Raw genomic sequence first — 6,674 nt, 5'->3', positions numbered from 1 at the left:
TTACGAGTACCCCTTTGACAGATGGAACGCATTATTTTGCTTCTCAGACGGTTTCTGGCTGTGAGTCAGCTGACAGATTTGAGGTAATCGTTATGGTAGATGCGCTTACCATTGCAGGTTCCGTAAACGGAGGAAGTACGATTTGTTTGGGAAGTCCAAGTGCAGAACTGACTTTAAGCGGACATACAGGTACCGTAGTCAAATGGCAATCTGCTGTTAATCCATTTTTAAGCTGGAGCGACATTGCTAACACAACAACTAGTTATACTTCAGGAAATTTGATTCAGACCACACAGTTTAGAGCGATAGTTAAAAACGGCAACTGTACGGAAATAAGCTCTAGTAGTACAACCGTAACGGTAGATTTAATACCAAAGCCAGTATTAAATAATTTGATTCAGCCATCTTGTTCAGATGCTAATGGTAGCTTTAATATTTCAAATTATAATGGTTTATACTCCTATGAAGTAATTCCATCAAGTGGTGTAAGTATAGTTGGAAATAAAGTGACTGCTCCTGTTGGTTTTTATACTGTAATAGCAAAATCGGGATTATGCAGTTCATTATCATCAGAAGCTATTGTGTTAAATAATTATGTATGTCCAATATTCGAAAATAGAACCATTGTAGCAAAAGGAGGAACAGTTTTCGCAAACATCACATCAAATGATATTGTAAATGGAATGCCGGCAACATTAGGAGCGACAGGAAATGCGACTGTTGCAGTATCAGGAGTATGGCCAGCAGGAATCACATTGGATCCGGCAACCGGAAAAGTAACTGTGGCCGCAGGAACAGTACCGGGTACTTACAATGTAGTTTACGAATTGTGTGATAAATTGACTCCGCAGGCTTGCGCAACAGTTTCAAATGAAATCAAAGTGCTATCAATTGTAGAGCCAATTTCTGAAAATGGGAGCATTGTAGTAAAAGGAGGAACAGTTTTCGCAAACATTACGTCGAATGATATTGTAAATGGAATGCCGGCAACATTAGGAGCGACAGGAAATGCGACTGTTGCAGTATCAGGAGTATGGCCAGCAGGAATCACATTGGATCCGGTAACCGGAAAAGTAACTGTGGCCGCAGGAATAGCACCAGGGATTTATAATGTTGTTTATGAACTGTGTGATAGATTGATTCCACAGACTTGTGCAACAGTTTCAGATGAAATTGTAGTAACGTGTAATTCAACAGTAAATATTGCAGGGATTGTTAAAAATTTAAAGACTAATACTGTATTGGCAAATGTCCCCGTGACTTTGATTCCACAAAATAAAACGACCGGCCCCATTTTATTGCAAATTACAAAAAGCGATGGATCTTATAGTTTTTCAGGAATAATTCCTGGAGATTATTTGGTACAGGTTCAGGATGCAAATATAAATACTGTATATCAATTGTATCCTGTAAACGGAAGTTTACGTTTTACAACCATACAAAATTGTGAATTCCAAAAATTTGATTTTGAATATGATCTCTCTGCATTACCTGTATTAGGGGACTATGTATGGTATGATCTGAATGGTAATGGAATTCAGGATGAATGGTATGATGCCAATAATGATGGAATTGTTACCAAAAATATTCCTGATGCAAACGGTTCTGTTGATTATAGTCAATGGGAATGGATTGATTTTAATGGAGATGGTAGTAGCAAAGGACCGCTTAATGCCGGAGAGTTAAATAGGGCAGGGTTTGGAAATTCTAAAAGTCCAAATATTTTGATAACAGGTCCAAACGGATATTCAAAAAGTACGATAATAGGAATTCAAGGATACTGGAGAGACAGACCTGGAGCTTCAAACCCATGGGGAGAGTATAGCATTAAATTGCAAATGGATTCAAATCTAGAGGCACAATCGCAGGCAATTGGCAGTACTGGCTTGGTAAAAATTATTCCGGGCAATACTCTAAAGGAAATTTCTTCTAAAACAAATAGAACCCAAAGTTTTATGGTTTGCGGTGTCACAGCCCAAAGTATCAAAACGGTTACGCTGAGTACAACGGAAAGTGTGCATTTAGATTTAGATTTTGGAATCAGTTGTACCTCTTTTGCAAATCTGGTCGCTGTCGATGATTCAGCAGATCCGGTTGATGGAATATCTGGTACAAAAGGTTTCTTAAATGTTCTTGCAAATGATACCTTCAATGGATTACCTATAGATCCGCAAGATGTTATATTAACTGTTGTGCCAAACGTCAACTTCGTATCTAATTCAAATGGAACTTTGGATATTTTACCAAACACTCCTGGGGGGACTTATACTTTAACTTATACGATTTGTGAAGAAGCAAACCCTTCCAATTGTAGCGCGGCTTCTGTAACTGTATTTGTAGCAAGGCCAAGTATTGCATTAGTGAAAACAGCTCATTTTAATGACGAAAACGGAAATGGGTATGCAGAGGCAGGAGAAACTGTTACCTATAATTTTATAGTGACTAATACTGGAAATGTAGCTTTGACAAAGGTATCTGTAAGAGATCCGCTAACAGGAATAATCATGACAGGGGGGGCAATAGATTTGGCAGTTGGTCAAGTAGATTCAGCTTCATTTACAGGTGTTTATTCTATTATGCAATCGGATATTAATCTGGGAAGTATATCAAATCAGGCTGAAGTATCAGGAATAAGTACAAACGGAGTTTTAGTGAAAGACAAATCAGATTATGGAAGTGTGGTTGATGATAAACCTACAGTATTGCCAATTTCGGGTTGTGTTATAAAAGTATTCAATGCTATTTCCATGAACTCGGATAAAATGAATGAGCTATTTTATATCCAAGGAATAGAATGTTATCCTGATAATGTTGTTGAAATTTATAATCGTTGGGGAGTTTTGGTCTACCAGGGAAATCATTATGATAATCTTAATGTCGTATTTAGAGGATTTTCAGATGGTCGCGCAACTGTTAAAGATACTGACGGACTACCAGAGGGCACCTACTATTATATTTTAAAATACAAAAATAGTGAGTCAAAGACGCATCAATTGGCAGGATATTTATTTCTTACTAAGTAATTGGAAAAGGGAATAATAGTTTTTTATTAAACCACTCTTAAAAGTAAAATAAATGAGAAAATTAGTTTTAGTTTTAATGTTTTTTTCTGTCATGGGGTTTGCGCAACAAGATGCTCAATTTACACAATACATGTACAATACTATAACGATCAATCCCGCGTATGCAGGATCCCGGGGAGTTTTGAGCATTTTTGGATTATATCGTACGCAGTGGATTGGACTTGACGGAGCTCCTAAAACAAGTAGTTTCTCTGTAAATTCGCCCATAAATAATAGTAATTTAGGGGTAGGTTTTTCTTTTGTTAATGATAAAATTGGACCCACCAACGAAAGTACTTTTTCTGCTGATCTTTCTTATTCCGTACAAACTTCTTCAGATTTCAAACTTTCATTTGGTCTCAAAGCAACTGGAAGTCTATTCAGTTTGGACGTTAATAAACTCAATACTCTCCATCAGGGAGATCCACAATTCCAGAATTTAGACAATATTTTTAAACCCAATATCGGAGCCGGAATCTATTGGCATTCCAGTAAAGCCTATTTAGGTTTATCGGTTCCGAATTTTATTGAAACCAACCGTTACAATGATAATGATATTGCCATATACAAGAGTAGAATTAATTATTATTTTATGGCGGGCTATGTATTCGATTTCGGCTCGGATGTAAAATTCAAACCAGCTGCATTTTTAAAAATGGTCGATGGAGCTCCATTACAGGCAGATGTTTCGGCAAACTTTATGTTTATCGATAAACTCGTCGTTGGCGCAGCCTACAGATGGAGCGCTGCAATAAGCGCTATGGCAGGATTTCAGGTTAGTGACTCACTGTATATTGGCTATGGTTATGATTGGGAAACGACCAATTTGAACAAGTATAACTCTGGCTCGCATGAAATATTTTTACGTTATGAATTATTTAAATATAAGGGTAAAGCGACAACTCCTTAATTTTTCTAGTGTATTAGTTGGAGAATGTTAAAGTAGTAGAGTTGTTTTTAGGTAGATACAGTACATGGATGTGCTAGTTTAAAATGGAGTAAAACTTAAGGTAGATCTTTCATTCAATTATGTTTTTAAGAATTTGGTTTTGAAATTTTCAAAGTTCTAAATAGATCAAAAATGGTTAATTTATATATAATTATTTAAGTGAAGATTATATTGATACTTAATATATCCGAATCTAAAACTTTTAGAATTTAGTTTTACCGAATTCCTTGTTTAAAAAACGTATATACCGTGCTACGATTTTGCAATGATCGGATGTTACAAAGTAAAGCAGGATTATAAATGAATTTGCTGCCTTAATTTATTGTGGCACAATAGAAGATAACTCGAGTTTACTTTTCAGTATGTTAAATGGGAATACTTTTTTATATAAAATGGCGATGGGATATTACTTTGTGACCTTTTGAAGATAATGTTTTCAACAGTAATTCTATAATGTAAATAATTTTACGCAAAATTATTTTTTTTAATTTTTATTTTGTAAGATTTTTTATATCTTCACATAAGCAAATTACCTAATTTATTGTTGTTATACCAAAAATAGAATAATAAAAAAATTACAATTTAATCAATTTCGCAACTCTTAATCCTAAGTAATATGAAAGTTAAATCGTTAAAATTGGTAGTAATTCTTCTTTTTATTTCGCATAATAACATAGCTGCGCCATCGCCCCCAGTACCACAACCGCAATCCATACCTCCACCAGTTGGAGATCCTGTACCAATAGACAATGAAATTTCGATATTATTTCTAAGCGGAATAATACTTGGAGCTTTTTTTTTAATTAAAAAAAGAAAAACATCCAATATACAGTTTTAGTAAATAAACGCTATTAATCTTAAAGTTAAAGTAATGAAGATCATAATTCTATTTATTTTCCTGTTGATTAATTCAAAATGTATCTCACAAATTTATTTCAGTCCAAATACGAACATGTATGTAAAGAATGAAGTGTTATATGTTCAACAGAGTATCAACTTAGCTTTGAATTCTAATCTCTACCTACGTAATAATTCACAATTGTTGCAGGGAACAACAGGGAATTCAACTAATTCGGGATTGGGTACATTGTCAGTTTATCAAAGGGGAACTTCAGATAATTTCGATTATAATTATTGGTGTTCTCCTGTTGGAAACGCCACGAATTCATCCGGAAATGAAAACTTTGGTATTACATTGCTGAGCAGACCTACCACGGAAATTGCTTCAGTAGCATCAACAATTTTACCCGTAAGTAATTCCGATGGAACTTCCAATCCTCTGGCAATAGCATCAAAATGGGTTTATAAACTCATAAATGCCAATAATTATTCGCAATGGATTTTTGTTGGGGGATCTACTATTTTAGCACCTGGTGAAGGTTTTTCAATGAAAGGAACAAGTGGAACTGATTCAACCGATCCTGAGGGAACCGGTGTTACAAATAATTCCGGCGGGTCACAAAGATATGATTTTAGAGGAAAACCAAATGATGGCAATATTACTATTTCCTTAGGGGCTAATAATGCCACTTTAACCGGAAATCCATATCCATCAGCTTTACATTTAAATGCTTTTCTTTTAGATCCTTCTAATGCAAATACAGGTGGTATTGCTTACTTCTGGGAACAAGATAAGACAGTAAACACACACACCTTAGTAAATTACAAAGGGGGCTATGGTGCATATTCTCCAATCAGTTTAGGTTCCAATGGTATATATGTACCGGCCACTTTCAATACTTATAATCCGGATGGCTCAGTAAACAACACGGGACTGTCTTCCGGACTTGTAATACAAAGAAAATATTCTCCAATTGGCCAGGGGTTTGTAATTAATGCGACCGCTAGCGGGACTGCGACGTTTAAAAATGCCCATAGGGCATTTTACAAACAAGGAAGTGGTTTGTCACAGTTTGAAAAACATATTCCTAAAGAAAAGAGCGTCAAAGGAATTGAAGCCACTGAGGGGATTTCATACCTTAAATTAAATGTTATAATCAATAATGAGTTTACCAGACAATTAGCTCTTGTATTTGTCTCTCGCGCAACAGATGGAGTTGATATTGGTATTGATGCGCTAGGTATGGATGAACTTCCTAATGATGTGAACTTTTTAATAGAAAATAATAATTATATCATTCAGGGTTTAAATTTTGATGCTGAAAAAAAAATCCCCATAATCGTAAAAGCAACTACCAATACTACCTTTAAATTCAAGATTCCCGAGGTAATAAATTGGGAAGCTTCGCAAATGATTTACCTCTATGATGCACTGAATAATTCTTTTCATGACATAAAAAATGGAATGTATGAGGTAAATCTTGAAAAGGGCGTTTATACAGATCGTTTTAAAATTACATTCAAAGACGATAAAACACTTAATACCAGTGAAAAAAACTATAATCCGTTTTTCATTAATCAGGATAATATCAATAATAGTTTAAAAGTATCTAATCCCAAAAATCTTTCTTTAAGAACGTTTAAGCTTTATGAAATAACCGGGAAAGTTATTCTGCATAAAGAAAATCTGGGAACAGAACAAAATTATATTTTTTCAACCAATGGATTAAGCAATGGAGTTTATATTGCCCAATTTTTAACTCTGAATAATGAAAGATTCACGGAGAAAATAATCATTTTAAACTCTAAAAATTAAGAGTAAT

4 protein-coding genes are annotated in these 6,674 nt (G+C 34.8%); 3 read left to right on the top strand and 1 reads right to left on the bottom strand.

All coding sequences use genetic code 11. The features are described from left to right. Together LNQ34_RS22380 and LNQ34_RS22375 are read left to right on the top strand one after the other, a co-directional pair. A partial coding sequence (locus tag LNQ34_RS22380) for a T9SS type B sorting domain-containing protein (protein WP_230001323.1) occupies positions 1–3,023 on the top strand: 3,023 nt, incomplete at its 5' end. A gap of 52 nt (positions 3,024–3,075) precedes the next feature. Then, the gene (locus LNQ34_RS22375; RefSeq protein ID WP_070905705.1) at positions 3,076–3,972 is read left to right on the top strand and encodes a PorP/SprF family type IX secretion system membrane protein; all 897 of its coding nucleotides are present in this window, start codon (positions 3,076–3,078) and stop codon (positions 3,970–3,972) included. Between the two features lie 621 nt (positions 3,973–4,593). Here the strand turns inward: LNQ34_RS22375 and LNQ34_RS22370 are convergent. Then, positions 4,594–4,836 carry a hypothetical protein gene (locus tag LNQ34_RS22370; RefSeq protein ID WP_123923537.1) on the bottom strand — a complete coding sequence of 81 codons (243 nt, stop codon included), beginning with the start codon at positions 4,834–4,836 and terminating at the stop codon, positions 4,594–4,596. A 46-nt stretch (positions 4,837–4,882) separates the two neighbouring features. Here LNQ34_RS22370 and LNQ34_RS22365 point away from each other — a divergent pair, with 46 nt between their 5' ends. After that, positions 4,883–6,667 carry a T9SS type A sorting domain-containing protein gene (locus tag LNQ34_RS22365; protein ID WP_230001322.1) on the top strand — a complete coding sequence of 595 codons (1,785 nt, stop codon included), beginning with the start codon at positions 4,883–4,885 and terminating at the stop codon, positions 6,665–6,667. Positions 6,668–6,674: the final 7 nt, after the last annotated feature.

The organism is Flavobacterium lipolyticum, from assembly GCF_020905335.1.
GTDB classification, from domain to species: domain Bacteria; phylum Bacteroidota; class Bacteroidia; order Flavobacteriales; family Flavobacteriaceae; genus Flavobacterium; species Flavobacterium lipolyticum.
This window is presented reverse-complemented; position numbering and strand designations above follow the sequence as displayed.